This is a genomic window from Vibrio hepatarius, assembly GCF_043642085.1.
Classification (GTDB): Bacteria; Pseudomonadota; Gammaproteobacteria; order Enterobacterales; family Vibrionaceae; genus Vibrio; species Vibrio hepatarius_C.
Window position 1 is genome coordinate 682846 of sequence record NZ_JBHZSA010000001.1, and the last position, 17549, is coordinate 700394.

Below are 17549 nucleotides of genomic sequence, written 5' to 3' on the forward strand. Positions count from 1 at the left end.
GAATATTTATTGTTACGCGGATTGATAGATAGCTGCTTCTAGTTCATTAACCGCTTCTAGATACTGGTTTTTTCCACCAAATCCTTTCTTAATGATTTCTAGCGGTCGACCCATTTCATCAAATGGCTTCACCTTTAATACGTGAATATTCTCGATCTCTTGAACACCTTCATCAGCGTATTTGTCCAACAGGTTAGTGAGTACTTGTTGCGCTGTTTCACCATACTTCGTGAAGTAGTTACGCTTCTTGACGTTTTCTGCACGTTCTTTACGAGTCAATGGCGGTTGGTCATAAACCACGTGACAGATCATATCGAATGGGTCTAAGTCCTTACCGACTTCATCTTCGAGTGCTTCCCATAAGATGCCTTCACGAGCAAGCTCTTCAATAATAGCTTCTTTACGGTCAGCATCATTCCAACGCTTGGTAAACTCATCAAGAGAAGCAAACTGCTTAGCCATAGTCTTACGTGTGTAATCTTTAAAGGACTCCGTAACAAGCTTACCGTCTGAATCATAATATTGAACACGTTCAGCTAGTGCTTTTACCGATACGCCATTAACGTGGAACTTGCGAACTTTGTTCTCATCTTCCCAATCATCACCTGTTGCGCCAGTATCTGAGCCGTTGTTGCTATAGGTTTGCTCTGGCTCTTGAACTGAATCAGGGTCGATATCTTCGTCCCCAAACGGGTTATCCAAACCGTCATCATCAGTACCCACAACAATATCGTCTAATGCATCTTCGTCTTCGAAATCTTCTGGCGTTGTTACTTTCACGCGCTCTGGTGTGCCATCGAAACGCTCGTCAGCAAATAGTTCAGTCGCTTTCTTAAAATCTAAGATGGTGAACCAAAGCTTACCGTAGCGATCATCAATTCGAGTACCTCGTCCAATAATCTGCTTAAACTTGGTCATAGATTGGATGCTTTGATCTAATACCACCAACTTACAGGTCTTGGCATCAACACCCGTAGTCATTAACTCTGAGGTGGTTGCTATGACAGGGTATTTCTTTTTCGGGTTGATGAAGTTATCAAGCTGAGCTTTACCGATTTCATCATCACCGGTAATTTTCATTACGTACTTATCGTTTTTCTTCACTTGCTCTGGGTTGAGATTCACCAAAGCACGGCGCATACGCTCGGCATGATCGATGTCATTACAGAACACAATGGTTTTTGCCATTGGGTCAGTGCGCTTTAAATAGTTAGTGATGGTTTGCGCAACTAGCTCGGTACGTTCATCAATAACCATAGTGCGGTCGAAATCTTTCTGGTTATAGATTCGATCATCAATCACTTCACCATGCTTATCTGTTTGACCTTTGGTTGGCCGCCAACCTTGTACGTCAACATCAATATCAACACGAACGACTTTGTAAGGCGCTAAAAAGCCATCCTCGATGCCCTCTTTCAATGAGTAGGTGTAAACAGGATCACCGAAGTATTCGATATTAGAAACTTCATCCGTTTCTTTTGGCGTTGCTGTTAGGCCAACTTGCGTTGCAGAGCTGAAGTACTCCAGAATTTCCCGCCATGCGCTATCTTCAGATGCACTGCCACGGTGACACTCATCAATGATGATCAAGTCAAAGAAATCAGGGTCGACCTGCTTGTAGGCTTTTTGAGCTTCTTCAGGGCCTGTTAACGCTTGATATAGTGCTAAGTGAACTTCGTAAGCCGGATCGACGGTACGACCCGTAATTTTGGTCATCGCTGAACCAAACGGCTGGAAGTCATTGGTTTTGGTCTGATCGACAAGGATGTTTCGGTCAGCTAAAAATAGGATACGTTTCTTGGCCTTAGCTTTCCAAAGACGCCAAATAATTTGGAATGCTGTGTAAGTTTTACCTGTACCTGTCGCCATAACCAATAAGATTCGGTCTTGACCAGACGCTACCGCTTCAACTGTTTTGTTAATCGCTTGAAGTTGATAGTAACGAGGTGACTTACCACTACCATCATCGTAATAGTCTTGAGTAATGATTGGTAAGTGCTCTTCTTTATAGCCTTTCCAAACACAGTATTTATGCCACAGCTCTTCAGGGGACGGGAAATCCTCTAGGCGAATTTCTGTTTCTAGTTGGGTGGGATTGGTTAGATCTCTGAAGATGAAACCATCACCATTCGAAGCAAATACAAACGGTACCTCTAACAGTTCGGCATACTCAATACCTTGCTGCATGCCTTTTCCCACTTCATGTTTGTTCGCTTTCGCTTCAACAACCGCAAGCGGCATACTTGGCTTATGGTAAAGAACGATATCGGCCGATTTCACTTTCTTGCGAGCCGCAGCCTGACCACGAACGATCACCTTACCGTCTCGAAGCTTCACTTCTTGACGAATTTGAGTCATATCATCCCAGCCTACGTTCTTTATTGCAGGAAGAATAAACTTGGTGATGATGTCTGTTTCAGAAAGCTTAGACTTGGAGAACTTTTCGACCATACGACTTTGATTCCATACTGAATTGCGACGGATTATATAACAAAGTTCATATGATTGAAGAATAAGAACGCAACAATAGTGTGGTTAACAAGTAATTCGATCACAAATTGCAAACTTGGGAGGTTAAACATAATCAAAAGCTGCTATCACCCGCTCTCGAAAAGCCCCAAGCTTTATGCGTTCTGATTCTTCGATGGCTAAAAAATCACTATCCGCATTTTCTATAAAAGTATCTGTAGCCCACTCAATTTGTAGAAAATCATTTGTTCGTGGTTCAGAGGTAATGCACTTCTCTTCAAAAGAGGAGTTTACGCAAGTTGGAATTTCTGACTTTTCAATTTCAAGAAACGAACAAGATTCTGGAATATCTTCTTCTACACGCTCTGCGAACTTGACCAAACTTTCTTCGGCAAAGGTATACAACCATGCTTCTTGGTTGGGTGAATCATTAACTCTCAATATCCTTCCAAGGACTTGCCTAAAGTAAAGTTCCGTTTTGACTGAACTCATATGACAACAAACCTGTAACCGAGGGATATCCGTGCCTTCACTGATCATCCCAACGCTGACTATCCATTGAACATTCGAGTGACGAAAAGACTCAATTTCATTTAACGGATTATCATGATGATAAGTCACGATGCATGCTGATTGATTAAAGTGCTCAATCAGTCGCTTTTGAATATGTTTAGCGTGCTTTATAGAAGCAGCGACGACTAAACCTCCTGCATTTGGGGACTCTTGCCTTATTTGGGCTAGCTTTTGGCAACCACTATTTAATATGTAGTTCATAGCGTCTTCATTGTGAACGACACTGTGATATGAGACATCGGATTGTTTAAGGCAATCAAGAATAGAAGCGAAATATTGATTGTCATTTCCGGCCTTAACACTCAGATGTTCATTATCGATTAAAACGATTTTAGGGCGACGACATACCTTATCTTCAACAGCCTGTTGCAAGCCGTAATGATAATCGCAAACAACCTTACCATCAGGGTCGGAATACTCAGCCATGACAATGGGTAGTCGATCAGAGCGCCAAGGTGTGCCCGACAGCGCTAATGTGTAACAGGCAAAACCTTGGATTTTACTGACAATTTCGAACCCCCATGAATTTGACCGCCCCTCATCATCAAACGAGCAATGGTGGATCTCATCAAATACGACTAGTACTCGATATTTACTGACGGTGTTCCAAAAGTTCTCATCTAAAAAACGGATGGATTGATAGGTATAAGACCCACCTAAAGAGCCCAAACCACCATTAAATGAACATTCCAGCTTCCATGAAAAGGTCTTTTTCATCCCTTCAGCGACCGAAAGAGATGGTGAAAAACAGAGAACTAAGTCAATCATACCTTCTTGAAAAAGACGCTTAGCAACCTCTGCAGCCATAACAGTTTTACCTGCTCCTGGAGTCGCTTGACAGAAGAAGTGTGAACGTTTATTTGCAGTGAATTTTTCGATAGCTTGAGCTGCACATTCAGCTTGCCATTCTCTTAACATTGGGAAGCCTTGCTTTGGGCTACTTGCATCCAGTTGGTTAGCGCATTAATCCTGCCCAACAGCTTGGCTGAGCGCTCTCTTGCTGCATTAAATAACGGCTGCATATCATGCTTGTTGTGTGGGAAACGCGTTAACAAAGATTGGTATTCCTCAATCTCGCCCAAAGTAATCGCTAGCTCACCTTCATGTTGTTTTTTCTCTTGCTCGAGTGCATTTAAAGAGCACTCGTAAGTTTGAACAGCTATTGAATCGACTTTAGCTTTCCTATTTCTAGCCACTCTAGGCTCAATTGTGAGCGCTTTGAATTCAATAGTTTGACGGTAACGCTTATCTCTGCGAGTCCCAATGACCGAAAGCCAGCCTTTCTCCTCAAATGATAAAAGTTGTTTGTAAATATACTTTCTAGCATCGTCCCTGCTTGTAGAGGTTGAAGTACCGTTTAACAAAGCATCCCTCGCTTCTATAACAGAGAAATTGTCCATCCCTTTTTCAATCAATAGGTTAAACATATCAGGATTAATTCTGGTTACTTTCTTCATGTGACTCTTGCATACAACAAAAACTTAGGATTGCTAAGTATACAAAAATCAGTAAAACTTAGACAATCTAAGTTATCTAAAGGTTGAAAAGAAATGTGTAAGTGCAGAAAGACAACCCAATCCCAGCGAGGCTCAAAGCTGCGCGTAAAAAAGCCAAAATCACCCAAAAAGATTTAGGGGTGAAAATCGGCATGGAACCAAGCTCTGCTAGTGGGCGAATGAACCATTATGAGAAAGGTAGACACGTACCAGATATTGGTACACTCGAACGAATGGCTGAAGAGTTAGATGTTCCCTTGAACTATTTTTTCTGTAGGAACGAATTGAGTGCTGAACTGGCGTGTGCCATTGAGAAAATGAGTGACGACGAGAAAAAGACGCTACTGGAAAACCTAAATGGCGAAAGTCATCTCTAAGCTTTAAGCCCGCTTTTACTCAATAACATGCTCAACGGAATTGCATCTGTAAATCGCGGAGCAAGTATTTTATCTTCTGCGGCAATGGCATTTACGTTGTAAGTAGAGCCAGAGTCAATTTGATGAAGACGAAGCTCCTCTACAGGAGCATCAAATGGGTTATCCAAATAGGGGAACTTAAATGAAAACGTGCGCGACAATATCGCTTTGTCTATCGTATCGACGTTCTCATTGAAACTCATCAGTAGTGCATCTTTCAAGAAGTGCTTCAACCCTCGGCACTCCCCTCTACACATAACAAACAAAGGATATAACACTTCATTTTTTGTAAGCACTGGCGGTTCATCAAAGCCCATTCTCGCACTCAAACCCGCGACAAATTTGGCAAAATGCTTTTTTTGTTCCAAGTCAAAAGCATAAGATGCCGTTCCACTCGAATAACTGGTAGCTTTCAACAGCTTGAAATACTCAATCTTTCGTCTCCAACTTAATCGCGAGTTCCATTGTGGCTCTGTCGCTATCACATCGGCATAAGGCATACCAACCAATACAAACGAGACTTTCGCTTCTTCACTTATATATTTGAACGTATTAGCAATTGCTTGCCTTTCTTCGGCTGTAGAAAACTCCACAAGCTCTTGAATTTCATTGACGATGATCAGCTCAACAGATTTACGCTGAAGTTGCTTTACGACAGCTTTGCCAAGTGCAATTTCATTCCGTCGTCGGTTAGATCTTCCACCTGACTTTCCATCTAAATCGGCTAAAAACTGTGTGAGCGTATTCTGCTCATTTATACGGCTCGGGACTCTGGTACTGAGAACTGGTTGTTTGCTCCAAGTTGAACTCGACGGAAAGCGTGATAGATAGTTGTTAATCAAAGCCGTCTTTCCACTTCCGGCCTCACCAGTTAACAAGAAAGACTCCGGTTCACCGCCAAGGGAGTGATTAAAACGAAGTTGATCTAAAATAGAGTAGATTTCAGTTATTGCAGGGTACTCGATAAAGCAAGTTTCAAAGGACTTTAGTTGCTCAAGCTGACTAGATGTTAAGTTCAAATTAATACCCCTCAATATCTTCAAAATCATCATCAGATAATTGCCCTGAGACATCGAACACTACCGTATTTTCTTGTTTAACTGGAATAGTATTGATTGAGCTTGGTCCGTCTGACCCCACATCATTAAACTTTGCTAACTTCGAAGTATTACCCGTTTTAGGCAAGCTAGCCTTATTACTTTTTGCATTGCGGAATCTATCAGTTTCTTCCTGAATACGATTTTTCATATATAAAAATGTATCTGCAAGCGACTCATCATCAGCAAGTTGTCTAATGTTAAGCCTGCGTACTCTCTGTATGCGTTCATGCTCAAAAAGTGATAGACCATTTGTATACCCAGTATTATCTACTGCAGGCACTTTTATGTACTTCTTTTCCGACTCTAGGTAGACATGAATATGGCTTATATCAGAAGGGTCTGTTTTGGTCTTAACAAAAAGCTTTTTCCCATTATTGGATGCCCAATATTTACGGTATTCAATAAGTTCAGGGGACTGATAGCGTAGGTTATGAAGCCTGATCCCTGCCACTCCAATGGTTCTGTGTCTAAGCGAGCCTAGCTCGACTCTAAGTTGCTCCTTCTCAGTACCACTGTAGTAAGAGGGAGTCCATTCTGATTGTTTCCACTTGTGGTATGGAATGTCACGTTCTCTTGAATCAGGTGCCATATGGTAATAGTCGACAATCCACTTATGAAGCAACTCAAGAAACACGGAAACTCTAACCACTGCATCCTTTTTAGGATTGTAATCTTGAAGTTGAGTAGGATTGGTGAACGTTTTTCCAGGCAATGCGTTCACTAACCCTTTGTTCATCTGATCAAACAGCTTTTCTATCCCAGACTTTCGCCAAGGCTTAGCTGCTTGACTATATTGGATGTCTGATACCAGAGGCCGTAACGAATCTTCCAAGCTTTGACTCCAAAATTCGGCGCCATTATCAACAACTAAACAGTCAATCTTACCGTGGCAAGGCCATTCATTATCGATAGATGGGTATCTTTGCTTTACCCAACTCTTATCTAGTAGCGAGTTCAATAGTGCCTTCCTGACAGAGTCAAAACTAGGCTCTCTAAAGTTGATACTGCACCCAACGATACATTTACTGAAGCGGTCATAAAGCATCGTCAAATAGGGTCGTCCCAAAGGAATATCTAACTCATCATCAATCAAAATCACGGGAACTGGGGTATGGTCAATTTCGACATATTCCATTGGTTTGCTCGCAGCCACTTGCTGACCAACCGAACGAAATTCTCGGTCTGCGTATCGTTTGCCAAACCTTGCGATCGCTACATCATATGGAGGTAAGTCGTGTATTCGATTATAAAAAGAACGCTCTGAAATTGGTTTGATTTTCCCCTCGACAATCCCGCGATTTATTTGAATCAATCGACTCTTATAGTATCGGTATGCTTCCGCAACGCTAAGTCGTTCACGTGTCAGGTATACGTTCTGAATTGCCTCGTCAATCAAGGATTGCGAATCCATTTCTTTTTGGCGGTTGCCCTTAAACGTATGCTTCGGAATAAGTGCACATGGGTCTTTACCCGCTTCAAAATAATATTTTTTCCAAGTTGCTAAAGTTCGCCAACTAGGGGGAGTGAGCTGTAATTCCGATTCCACGAGACTTAGGATAGGGTTCAAGTTTTTTTCGGTCCATCCACCTTTTAAACGCTTATCCACGAAAGCGATGATTTTGATACGACGGATAACTTCTTGTTGCACCCTTTTCGGCTGGTTGTCTAGGGTTGATAAAATTTCAACAGGCTCTTGAAATAGCTCTATTGGAGGTTGTTGCGACTCTCCTTCTGAAGCTTCAAACTCATCAAAGAACCCAAATATGTTATTGGAGTCCGATGACATAGTTAGCACCAAACGTAAGTTTCGAGGCCAAAGCCAATATTGTTGAGGTCTGTTTTAACTTGCCCCGAAGAGATCCAAGGAAGAGTAGAGATAAGTGTGTCCTGCTCCGATAAACCGAAATACAAAGACACCTCTTGTAACTTCACCATTTGTTTACGTTGAATAAACGCCAACACTAACTTTTGAAACTCAGTCACGGTTCGCAATCCGGAGTATCGGTGTAGTAACTTGAAGTTATCTAAAGTTGGTCCCATTCTAATTTGCTTCTCAGTAACTAAAACCAAGCGTCTGTTAAACTCACTCAAGGCAACTCTTTGCTTCTCTTCAAATCTACTCCTGAAGTCAGATTTAAGAATCTGGCTGGAATGCTTTACTTCGAAGAATGTTGATTGACCGTTGTGATCAGTAACTAAAAAATCGGGAGTGTACCGACACGTACGATTATTGAATTGATAGTTGAAGCCAAAAGGTTGGGAGGTAAAGCTTTTGATGTCTGCGTTATATTCGAGGTGAAAACAGAAATCAAACTCTAAAATGGATAGAGTGCGAACAACCGCATCATTCTTCAAGCTCATGAACTTACAGATGTTGTGTACGTGAGATGACTTCTTGGTTTGGTCGAACATAGCAAAATCACTTTTGTTGTAAACCTACAACAAAAAAATAGACTATGAAGACTTATGGTGCAAATATGAAGAAAGCCTGCAATTTATGCGAACATATATTGCAGGCTTCAAATGGGTGGAAGCCCCAGCCACATCCCGGCACACAAGTCACTCGCTGCGGCTGCTTCCTTCCGGACCTGACCGAGTTCACGAGCTATTGTTGCGGGAGGACCAGGGCCTCCATAGATTCTGTTTCCTTAGCATCGCTAAGGAGTGATGAGGATTATCAAGTATCCTCATGCTGATTTCAAGCGAAACCACCAATAAAAAGCATCTTTCCGATTCAACTGCTTAGGGAGTGACCATTAATTAAGATATCGAACAACATTGTCACACGGTTTTTGTTCACGGCCAGCGTTTTTATCGACCAGTTTATCACGATACATCGCCTTATCAGCTTCCCCCATCACCTGTTGCAACGTGGTGGTTTTATTTCTACAGGTCGAATAACCAACTGCTAAAGAGACTTGAAACGAAATTTGTTGCACTGGAGAAGTAAATTCAACCGTTTTCAACTCATGGATAAGTTTGATCAGCTGCGACTCTGAGATTTTCCCAACCAAAATGAATTCATCACCACCAATTCGGTAACAGCGACCGGTCCATAGCCGTTCAACATGACGCGCAACGCTCACTAGCACTTGGTCACCAATATCATGTCCATAGGTGTCATTAATCTGCTTAAAACGATTCATGTCTAAATAGACCAGCGTTTCACTCGGGTATAGACCATTACGATAGCGCTGATGAAGTGAACGCCTATTTTTCAAACGTGTTAGCGGGTCGGTATTTGACTGACTATGAAGATAGAACGCTATGAGGACTAAAAAGCTCAGCATTAAACCAAATAAGATCTGGGTATTACTGGCGAACGCTTTTTCCGCTTGCAGCGTTGCTTTCCAGTTTGGTCGATAATCATACGTTTCGATGATCTGACGGGTATCGAGCATTTTAATTGCTCGACTAAATAACTCCGCAACCCTCTTTCCCGTTTCGTTTTTCGCAAATCCGATTGCGATTGCCGATTGGTAGAAACCGCCAATCGCGGTATCTTCCTCTAAAGGCAGCAACGAATTCGACTCGCGTAGGGTTTTATTAAAGTTAGCTCGACTTATCGCCATATAGTCGACTTCCCCTTCAAGTAGCGCCGTGAAGATTTCATCGATATTGGAATAGGATCGCAAAGGCTTATTCGGTAATAGTTGTGAGAGAAGCGTGGCAAAGAAATCCTCTTTGACAACCCCTACCTCTTCTACAATCAACTCTGATACGTTGCTATATACATTAGGTTTATAGCCTTCACGCTTAACCATCACCACTTCTGGAAAATAGTAAGGCGAGCTAAACTCCAACAAGGCTTTGCGCTGCTCCGAAACAATCAGTGGCGCTAAGATATCAATTTTCTGGTCGAGTAGGTCTTGGTACATACTCTCCCAAGTTTCACCATCTTGACTCACTATGTCGCATTTGAGCAATAAGATAGAGCAAGCCTGTTGAACGACGTCTGCGCTAATGCCAGTCACCGTTCCATCGCTGTTGTAAGTCGCATACTGCCCAATACCATCAAGCTTAACCTGGAAGACCTTAGTCAAGTCGATACCACTATCTAGAACGGCTCTTCTCAGCGCTTGTTGGCGTATTTCAAATTGATAGGATTTGACTGATTCTCTCAGCGTCTTCTGAATACTGGCACTGCGCACAAACGATTCTATGCGTTCTAGCATGACTTGATTGGTATCGACCGCCGTTACAATAGACACAGGTTTGATTGAAATCTGGTGGTTTAATAGCTGAGCGTCATAACCCGCGAGTAACATAGGCTTAAGTTGATTGATTGCATCAATGACACCGTCTACTTGTCCTGACTCAAGCAGTGCCTTAGCATGCTGGTGCCCTCTATATTCTATCTGGCGGATATAGGGATAATGATCCCGGACTAACCCACCATATATCGTTCCTTTCGGTACCCCTATTGTTTCGACAGAATCAAGAGTGGCATTGTTGTTACTATATAGATAGGTATATTCAATATTCGTCGGGCTTGAAAAAGATAACGACTGTGCTCGTGTCTCAGTGTAGGTAACGTTGGCAGCAAAATGGCTCTCACCAGTTTTCACCGCATTAAGAATGGCATTAAAACTTGGATAGTAGACATAATGAACATTGATATTCAGTTCGTTTGCTACCGCATCAAACAGTGTTCGTGTGACTACATCATCTTCTTCCATCGCCACCTTATAAGTGGTTTGCGCATGTGAAATCGATGACGGTAACAGTATTAGAACAAAGCTAAGCAATCGCCATAAGCTCGCCATTTACAGAAAACCCTTTTGTCTTTATATACGTAGCTCTTCAAGGCTACTAGATACAAAGCTAAAGCGGAGTCCTGATAGCTTTGTCTAAATAAAGCTCAACTTTGCCATAAGTTAACCAATTAACCAAATCCATATAACAAAGCGGTGACATTGATTGCAATTATGCATCTTGATTCTCTTCAGCACTTCTAAGAATATAATCGGTCATCCAAGCTGTTCCTAACAAACAAATCCAAACCACAAAAACAGGGTTCGGTACTTCAATGCTTGGTGAGACAACTAATGCCGCGAAACCAACCGTGGGCAGCGTCCAGCACAGTAACTTACTCCAACGGAACGTCTTCAACTTTGACAAGCTTTCCATTGAAGCCATGATGCCAGTAATACTTAAGGCGACTAATACTGCGTATGAAAGATCGGCCATCCAAAGCGGTAATATAAGCCCCAAAGCCCACCAGCTATGCTTACTCGATGGTTTCCAATGTGACGCTGACCACCAAATTACCATCACAGCGAGTATTTGGGTCATAGTGATCATCGGCTCACCAGCAAGCTTATCACCCGCTTGAGTCACCATTATCCCGACCATCAAGGTCGTGACAATCAAAGCGCTTGTCAGTACCACAACTAAGCTACTGCGTTTGGAAAAGGCCACCATAAGTAAAGGGAATAAAATCCAAAGGCTGATTGACAAGGTGATCGGTTGATATGGCAGTGTTAAACCATACACGGTCATGGCTGCCATAAGTAGCAAGCCAACTAATCCACCTTGAGGGAAAATCCACAATGCAGGTATCAGCATCGCAAGGACAGGAATGTCGCCTTCACTTAGACTGATAGCTCGAGCACATACAACCGCCAATAGGGTTGTTATTAGGAATTGAAACGTTGAAAATAGCATGCCCTCTCCTTATCCATTCCTTTGGAAATCTGTACTAGGACTAAATGATTATGGACCAGTTTTTGATGCAAATCTTTGCTGTAATTCACCAAATTCCTCTTGGAAAAGTCAGTACTTACGGTGAGATCGCAAAAATGGCAGGTTATCCCGGTTATGCCCGTCATGTCGGTAAAGCACTTGGCAATCTTCCTAGCGAGAGTAAATTACCTTGGTTTCGCGTCATCAATAGCCAAGGACGTATTTCATTGAAAGGTGAGGATTTGGTTCGACAGAGGGAAGCGTTGATCGCTGAAGGGGTAGAAGTCAGTAACGATGGCAAGATTAGCTTGAGGAAATATCGGTGGCAGCCTTAACTTACCACCGATATGAAAGCTTTAATTAACGCACACCGATAAGCCGTAGATCGACTTTATCTGTTTTCTCTGCATCAGTCACGACTGGGTATGACGTATCAGTAATGAACTTAAGTTGGCCATTCACTTCAATACGTGCGCTTACGCTGTAACGGTGACGAGCTTCGATTTTTGCTGGGTCATAAGCAAGATCAAACTCAAAAGGAACTTGCGAACCTGCTGTCTCGAAACGATGCTTTGCGATAACTTTTGCCGGTGCATCTGCTAAGGATATATCTTGTAGAGTGATCGTAACCACAGCATCATCTGGCAGTGCAATACGCTCACGGTACGCTACTGTACCTGTAATTGATTCTACTGCTGGTTGCTCGGTTTCTGCTTGCTCTGATTGACAACCCACCAATACTACTCCTAATACTAGTGATGAAATGAATGCTAGTGCTTTTTTCATGAAACTTACCTATAAGCAATTAAATTTATAACGATTATATGTAGGCGCTGTAACATTGTCATCGTCAACGTCTGAATCTTGACAGCAGCTTAACGGTAAAGATGAGATCTTGACCTAAAATTAAACATCTGTTTGAATTTTCCTACAACAACAGGAACATCACGCCAAGGCGTAATTAAGGTAGTCGACAATGAGCCAACCTCTCAACGAGTTATTGAACTTACTGCAATTAGAAAAGCTTGAAGAAGGGCTTTTTAGAGGACAAAGTGAAAACTTAGGCCTACCTCAAGTGTATGGGGGGCAAGTGATAGGGCAAGCGCTGTCTGCCGCAAGATACACTGTCGATGATGATCGTACTGTTCACTCATTTCATAGCTACTTTTTATACCCAGGCGATCCTGAGAGACCTATCATCTATGATGTTGAAAACCTCCGAGATGGCCGCAGCTTTAGTACCCGTCGAGTAAAAGCAATCCAAAATGGCCGCCCGATTTTCTACTTAACTGCATCTTATCATGGAGAAGCACCTGGTTTTGATCATCAAAATACGATGCCAAATATTCCCGGTCCGGAAAACTACGCGTCCGAATCTGAGCTTGCAGCGAAAATCGCAGACTTCCTACCGGAAAAACTCAAGAAGACCTTCTGCGGTGAAAAGCCCATTGAGATGCGCCCGGTTACTGTGGTTAATCCACTTAAGCCACAAAAAGTCGAGCCTAAGCAATATCTTTGGATCAAAGCTAACGGCGACATGCCAGACAACCAGCTAATCCACCAATACCTGCTAGGTTATGCGTCTGACTGGGGCTTCTTAGTGACCGCGCTGCATCCTCACGGCGTATCATTGATGACACCGAAATTCCAAGTCGCGACCATCGACCACTCTATCTGGTTCCATCGCCCATTTAAAATGGATGAATGGCTGCTGTATGTGATTGATAGCCCAACCGCGAGCAATACTCGTGGTTTAGTGAGAGGCGAGATATACAACCGCCAAGGTCACCTTGTAGCAAGCGCAGTACAAGAAGGTGTAATGCGTTTTACTGAATAATTCAAATATATACTGACTAGTTAAAACTGTGCCACTCCCAGCGAGTGGCATTTCTCTATTCATTGCTAGTCATTACATATCGGCAGTGCAGTCGTGTACTTCAACGGCTCCATCGCAAAGGTAGACGTGACATTAGAAATACCTGCCACTGAGTTAACCAACTTCTTATAGAAGTGATCGAAACACTGCATATCTTTCACCAGCACTTTCATCATGTAGTCATACTCCCCTGCCATTCGATAGAACTCCATCACTTCAGGAAACTCAGAAGCCGTAGAGACGAATTGGTTATACCACTCATGTGAATGATCGCTGGTTTTGACCAACACAAAGGCCGTGAAAGATAAGTCGAGCTTTTCAGGATTCAACAAGGCTACACGCTTTTGAATGATCCCTGCTTCTTCCATCTTCTTTAGCCTTTTCCAGCATGGCGTAGTGGTTAGATTGACCGCTTCCGACAAGTCATTCAAAGAAAGCGTGCCATCATTTTGGAGTAGATCGAGTATTTTTCGATCAATTTTGTCTAGTTCAATTTCCATAACATTAACTTTGTAGAAAACTTTTCTCCAAATAAAGCAAATCAAAGCATAAATAGCAAAGTTTTTCTCCAGCAAACTCGTTAGATTAATAACATAACGATTCTAAGGAGAAACCCTATGTGTACTGACCATAACTGGATTAATAACGCAGTCCGTAAGATTGAAGCGGATTACCAACGTAGCGCTGATACGCATTTGATCAAACTTGACCTGCCAAGCATTGATGGTATCGACGTTTATCTTAAAGACGAAAGTACACACCCAACGGGTTCTCTTAAACACCGCCTTGCTCGCTCGCTATTCTTATATGCAATTTGTAACGGCTGGGTTGGCCCAGAGACAACCATCATCGAATCATCTTCTGGCAGCACAGCGGTTTCTGAAGCTTACTTTGCACGACTACTTGGTCTGCCATTTATTGCCGTTATGCCAAAATCGACAGCACGCAAGAAAATCGAGCAGATCGAATTCTATGGCGGCCAAGCACACCTTGTTGATCGCTCAGACCAAATCTACGCTGAATCGCATCGCTTAGCAGAAGAGCTAAATGGCCACTACATGGATCAGTTCACCTTTGCAGAGCGTGCAACTGACTGGCGTGGTAACAACAACATTGCTAACTCTATTTTCAGCCAAATGGAAAAAGAAGATCACCCAGTGCCAGCATGGGTTGTTATGAGTCCAGGTACCGGCGGTACATCGGCTACTATTGGTCGCTTTATCCGTTACCAGCAGCACGACACTAAGCTATGCGTCGTTGACCCTGAGAATTCAGTTTTCCACGATTACTACAAAACTGGTAATAAGAACCTTACTGGTGATTTCGGTAGCAAAATCGAAGGTATCGGTCGTCCACGCGTAGAACCAAGCTTTATTCCAGGTGTTGTCGATGAGATGCGTACTATCCCTGACGCAGCGTCAGTAGCAACGGCACATTGGTTAGAAAAAATGCTTGGCCGTAAAGTCGGGGCTTCAACAGGCACCAACCTATACGGTGTTTTGCAGCTAGCAAGTGAAATGAAACAGCGTGGTGAGAAAGGCTCTATCGTGACACTACTTTGTGATAGTGGTGAACGCTACCTAGATACTTACTACAACCCTGAATGGGTAAAAGAGAATATTGGCGACCTTCAGCCATACACTGCAAAATTAGAAGCTTTTGAGCAAACAGGCCAAATCGAGCAATAAAATTGAAAAATAGTTGAGTATGGGTTTCTCCATTAACGCTTACTCAAACTTATAACCACAACGTCAGCCTTTGGCAGAAAAAAACCGCGACTATAGGTCGCGGTTTTCTTTTTTATAAGGTTATTAGCCCTTATTCTGACGAGCTTCAAAGGCCGCTAGTTGCTCTGGCGTTGCTTTTGGCTGGTGGTTCTGCTTCCACTCATCGTAAGTCATGCCATATACACGCTCACGAGCATCATCGATATCCAGATCTACGCCTTGGTTCTCCGCTTCAGCTTTGTACCACTTGCTAAAACAGTTACGGCAGAAGCCAGCCAGAATCATCAAATCAATGTTCTGCACATCTTTGTTTTCGTCAAGGTGAGCCAATAAACGACGAAATGTTGCTGCATCTAGCTTATCTTGTTCTTCTTGAGATAGGTTTTTGTATTTAAATTCAGCCACTTTACTTACCTTTATGATTGTAATTTTTAAACATGACTATCCTATCAAGCGAACTCCCTTTAGCTCAAATACAAAAACGCCCAAGCGTTAACTTGGGCGTTTGAATTATTGATTGGCGAGGCTAGTTTAGCCTTGAATACCAACAATCAACCATGGCGCGTTTGGCACAGTTAGGTCGCGCTCTAGGTGCCAGATATCAGTGATATCTTCTTCAATGCCTTCTACTGCATCACGGTAACGACCACTGAATTGTAGGCTAAGCTGAGCTTTAGATGCATCGTGATCAGCACGTACAATTTCTGCATCAACGTACATCACGTCAGTATGCTGCTCACCGTCTAGTTTCGCGCGTTCCGCTTTCAAATCTTCGTATAGGCTTGGCGATACATACTCTTCAATCGTGTGTAACTGATTGTGGTTCCACGCACCTTGAAGGATACGGTAGTGCTCACGTGAGCCATTGATGAATGCCGATTGATCAAAACCCGGTGGGTAGTTGTGCGGTACGTCTGTTTGAGCGCCAAAGCCGAAACCGCCACCTTGTGGTGCGTTCTGTGGTTGCTCAAAGTTATGTACATTTGGCTGTTCAAACTTAGGTGCTGAACCACCAAACGCAGGCTGCTGACGTTGCTGGTTCATACTGCCCTGCTTCGCCCCAAGCATAGAGCGCATTAGCTTGAAGATCACAAAGGCAATCAAGCCCATGATCAGAATATCCATAAACTGGATACCTTCAAATGCACCACCAAAGAATGCTGCGAGCAGGCCACCAGCGAGTAGGCCACCTAAAAGACCGCCCATTAAGCCCTTTTTGCTTGAGCTTTGAGTTTTAGTCGTTTGATCTTTACCAATCGTATTGGTGTTCTGTTGCTGCTGTTTTGGTGCAGGTGCCGTCTTAAAGCTTTTGCCAAAAGATTTACCACCACCAAACTTTTTCGCCTCAGCGATTGGAGTAATCGCAACTGAGACCATCAGTAGGGCAACAAGAGAAAAGAGTCGTTTCATGTTCTTCCTTTTGTGTCTATCAAGGTTATGAATTTATACTTATCTAATCATATTAACCTTAGCTAGCCTATATTCAAACTAAAACGTCTTGATTACATGTATCAGAATATTGCAAATAATAGCACTGTCAGTTGACGCAATAGGCATCTGATAATTAAAATATTGAACAATGTTCATTTTAGATAACTTACCATGGCCCGAAGAAACGATCATACTCGCGAAGAGCTTGTTGCTTTAACACTGAATACCGTCAAAGAATTTTTAGCGACGAACTCACATCACGATCTTAGCTTACGAAAGATAGCGAATATGATTGGCTATGTACCGAGTACATTGGTTAACGTTTTTGGCAACTACAACTTACTGCTACTGCATGCCGTGGCTCAAACTCTTGATGAACTGACTCAAGAAGCGAATCAAGTAGTCACCAACAGCAACAACGCTGAAACGGCACTTTATGAATTGGCCTATTGTTACCATGACTTTGCCCAGCGCCACCCAAACCGCTGGCAGTTAATCTTCGAACATAATATGAACGGAGAACCACTTCCTGAATGGCAATCAGCTCGTATTGATTCAATGACTGGCATGCTAGAGCACCTGCTAAAAGCGCTGGCACCAAATCGTAGTGAAGCAGAAGTGCTACAAGCAAGTCGTGTATTATGGTCCGGTGTACATGGTATTACACTACTTAGTGTCGACGACAAGTTTTTTGCTGCCGAACCTATCGATGGCAAAGAGCTGATTGTAAATTTGCTGTCTAACTACCTAACCAATTGGTAAATCCTAAGGGAATA

Annotated in this window: 17 protein-coding genes and 1 other RNA gene; 5 read left to right on the forward strand and 13 right to left on the reverse strand. The window is 42.8% G+C overall.

What is annotated here, in order from left to right; translation table 11 throughout:
• Positions 1-12: 12 nt before the first annotated feature.
• The 3 genes from hsdR to ACHUFZ_RS02995 form a co-directional block, all read right to left on the reverse strand.
• A complete protein-coding gene (hsdR, locus tag ACHUFZ_RS02985; RefSeq protein ID WP_394125801.1) occupies positions 13-2451 on the reverse strand; it encodes an EcoAI/FtnUII family type I restriction enzme subunit R in 2439 nt (812 codons plus the stop codon).
• A 123-nt stretch (positions 2452-2574) separates the two neighbouring features.
• A complete protein-coding gene (locus ACHUFZ_RS02990; RefSeq protein ID WP_394125802.1) occupies positions 2575-3960 on the reverse strand; it encodes a DEAD/DEAH box helicase in 1386 nt (461 codons plus the stop codon).
• Positions 3954-4499, reverse strand: a complete 546-nt coding sequence (locus ACHUFZ_RS02995; RefSeq protein WP_394125803.1) for a hypothetical protein — start codon at positions 4497-4499, stop codon at positions 3954-3956. The genes ACHUFZ_RS02990 and ACHUFZ_RS02995 overlap by 7 nt, the downstream gene beginning before the upstream one ends.
• A gap of 101 nt (positions 4500-4600) precedes the next feature.
• Between ACHUFZ_RS02995 and ACHUFZ_RS03000 the strand changes: the two genes are divergently transcribed.
• Positions 4601-4915 (forward strand): helix-turn-helix domain-containing protein, encoded by a 315-nt coding sequence (locus tag ACHUFZ_RS03000; protein WP_394125804.1) that lies wholly within the window; start codon positions 4601-4603, stop codon positions 4913-4915.
• On the opposite strand, the gene ACHUFZ_RS03005 is transcribed toward ACHUFZ_RS03000, so the two are convergent.
• From ACHUFZ_RS03005 to ACHUFZ_RS03030, 6 genes are all read right to left on the reverse strand, one after another.
• On the reverse strand, positions 4912-6006 hold the full coding sequence (locus ACHUFZ_RS03005; RefSeq protein WP_394125847.1) for a TniB family NTP-binding protein: 1095 nt from the start codon (positions 6004-6006) through the stop codon (positions 4912-4914). The two genes, ACHUFZ_RS03000 and ACHUFZ_RS03005, sit on opposite strands and share 4 nt — an antisense overlap.
• Positions 5975-7840: a Mu transposase C-terminal domain-containing protein gene (locus tag ACHUFZ_RS03010; protein WP_394125805.1), complete on the reverse strand. Its 1866-nt coding sequence runs from the start codon at positions 7838-7840 to the stop codon at positions 5975-5977. Before ACHUFZ_RS03010 ends, ACHUFZ_RS03005 begins: the two co-directional genes overlap by 32 nt.
• A gap of 2 nt (positions 7841-7842) precedes the next feature.
• Entirely contained in the window at positions 7843-8466 is a 624-nt protein-coding gene (locus ACHUFZ_RS03015) for a Tn7 transposase TnsA N-terminal domain-containing protein (RefSeq protein WP_394125806.1), read from the reverse strand.
• Positions 8467-8585: 119 nt separating this feature from the next.
• Positions 8586-8682, reverse strand: an RNA gene (gene ffs, locus ACHUFZ_RS03020) — signal recognition particle sRNA small type.
• Positions 8683-8810: 128 nt separating this feature from the next.
• A complete protein-coding gene (locus ACHUFZ_RS03025; RefSeq protein ID WP_394125807.1) occupies positions 8811-10820 on the reverse strand; it encodes a GGDEF domain-containing protein in 2010 nt (669 codons plus the stop codon).
• A 160-nt stretch (positions 10821-10980) separates the two neighbouring features.
• The gene (locus ACHUFZ_RS03030; protein WP_394125808.1) at positions 10981-11721 is read right to left on the reverse strand and encodes a VP0952 family biofilm-associated protein; all 741 of its coding nucleotides are present in this window, start codon (positions 11719-11721) and stop codon (positions 10981-10983) included.
• A gap of 50 nt (positions 11722-11771) precedes the next feature.
• Between ACHUFZ_RS03030 and ACHUFZ_RS03035 the strand changes: the two genes are divergently transcribed.
• On the forward strand, positions 11772-12074 hold the full coding sequence (locus ACHUFZ_RS03035; protein ID WP_134833851.1) for a DNA base-flipping protein: 303 nt from the start codon (positions 11772-11774) through the stop codon (positions 12072-12074).
• Between the two features lie 25 nt (positions 12075-12099).
• On the opposite strand, the gene ACHUFZ_RS03040 is transcribed toward ACHUFZ_RS03035, so the two are convergent.
• Positions 12100-12525 carry a YbaY family lipoprotein gene (locus tag ACHUFZ_RS03040; protein ID WP_394125809.1) on the reverse strand — a complete coding sequence of 142 codons (426 nt, stop codon included), beginning with the start codon at positions 12523-12525 and terminating at the stop codon, positions 12100-12102.
• A 190-nt stretch (positions 12526-12715) separates the two neighbouring features.
• On the opposite strand from ACHUFZ_RS03040, the gene tesB reads away from it, so the two are divergent.
• On the forward strand, positions 12716-13576 hold the full coding sequence (gene tesB / locus ACHUFZ_RS03045; RefSeq protein ID WP_394125810.1) for an acyl-CoA thioesterase II: 861 nt from the start codon (positions 12716-12718) through the stop codon (positions 13574-13576).
• Between the two features lie 65 nt (positions 13577-13641).
• On the opposite strand, the gene ACHUFZ_RS03050 is transcribed toward tesB, so the two are convergent.
• Complete coding sequence (locus ACHUFZ_RS03050; RefSeq protein WP_004414524.1) at positions 13642-14115, reverse strand: Lrp/AsnC family transcriptional regulator; 474 nt, start codon at positions 14113-14115, stop codon at positions 13642-13644.
• Between the two features lie 117 nt (positions 14116-14232).
• Here ACHUFZ_RS03050 and ACHUFZ_RS03055 point away from each other — a divergent pair, with 117 nt between their 5' ends.
• Complete coding sequence (locus ACHUFZ_RS03055) at positions 14233-15303, forward strand: PLP-dependent cysteine synthase family protein (protein ID WP_394125811.1); 1071 nt, start codon at positions 14233-14235, stop codon at positions 15301-15303.
• 123 nt (positions 15304-15426) lie between these two features.
• On the opposite strand, the gene ACHUFZ_RS03060 is transcribed toward ACHUFZ_RS03055, so the two are convergent.
• Both ACHUFZ_RS03060 and ACHUFZ_RS03065 read right to left on the reverse strand, forming a co-directional pair.
• Positions 15427-15747: a DUF1244 domain-containing protein gene (locus tag ACHUFZ_RS03060; protein WP_134833855.1), complete on the reverse strand. Its 321-nt coding sequence runs from the start codon at positions 15745-15747 to the stop codon at positions 15427-15429.
• Positions 15748-15873: 126 nt separating this feature from the next.
• Entirely contained in the window at positions 15874-16752 is an 879-nt protein-coding gene (locus ACHUFZ_RS03065; RefSeq protein WP_394125812.1) for a Tim44 domain-containing protein, read from the reverse strand.
• 192 nt (positions 16753-16944) lie between these two features.
• Here ACHUFZ_RS03065 and ACHUFZ_RS03070 point away from each other — a divergent pair, with 192 nt between their 5' ends.
• On the forward strand, positions 16945-17535 hold the full coding sequence (locus tag ACHUFZ_RS03070) for a TetR/AcrR family transcriptional regulator (RefSeq protein ID WP_394125813.1): 591 nt from the start codon (positions 16945-16947) through the stop codon (positions 17533-17535).
• Positions 17536-17549: the final 14 nt, after the last annotated feature.